The sequence below is a fragment of the Cellulomonas sp. GbtcB1 genome (assembly GCF_019091725.1).
In the GTDB taxonomy this organism is placed as follows: domain Bacteria; phylum Actinomycetota; class Actinomycetes; order Actinomycetales; family Cellulomonadaceae; genus Cellulomonas.
This window is the reverse complement of record NZ_JAGXJG010000225.1, coordinates 1-279: the sequence shown is the minus strand read 5'-3', so window position 1 is coordinate 279 and position 279 is coordinate 1. Positions and strand designations below refer to the sequence as shown.

Annotated in this window: 1 protein-coding gene; it reads left to right on the top strand. The window is 43.0% G+C overall.

All coding sequences use genetic code 11. The features are described from left to right. On the top strand, positions 1-279 hold a 279-nt coding region (locus KVT14_RS20365), incomplete at both ends, for a hypothetical protein (RefSeq protein WP_217617296.1).

Sequence of the window (279 nt, the reverse complement as noted above, 5' to 3'; positions counted from 1 at the left end):
ATATTTATCCCATTACTCGTGCAGAAGCTGTTTATGTAAGTGATAATAAAACACTTGCCCAAAAACTTACAGAAATAGGAACGGGTGGTGGGTCGCCAACAAACGTTTTAGCTGGTAAGGTTTGGGCAGTTCTTGGTGATAGCGTGACGGAGGGCGGTTACTGGGATAACTCGACAGGTGTTGAAACAGTTGGAACGCCTGTAAAAACGTATCATGAGCAAATAGTAACAAAGACGGGAGTAACCGCTGTTAGTTATGGTGTTGGTGGTACTTGTATAA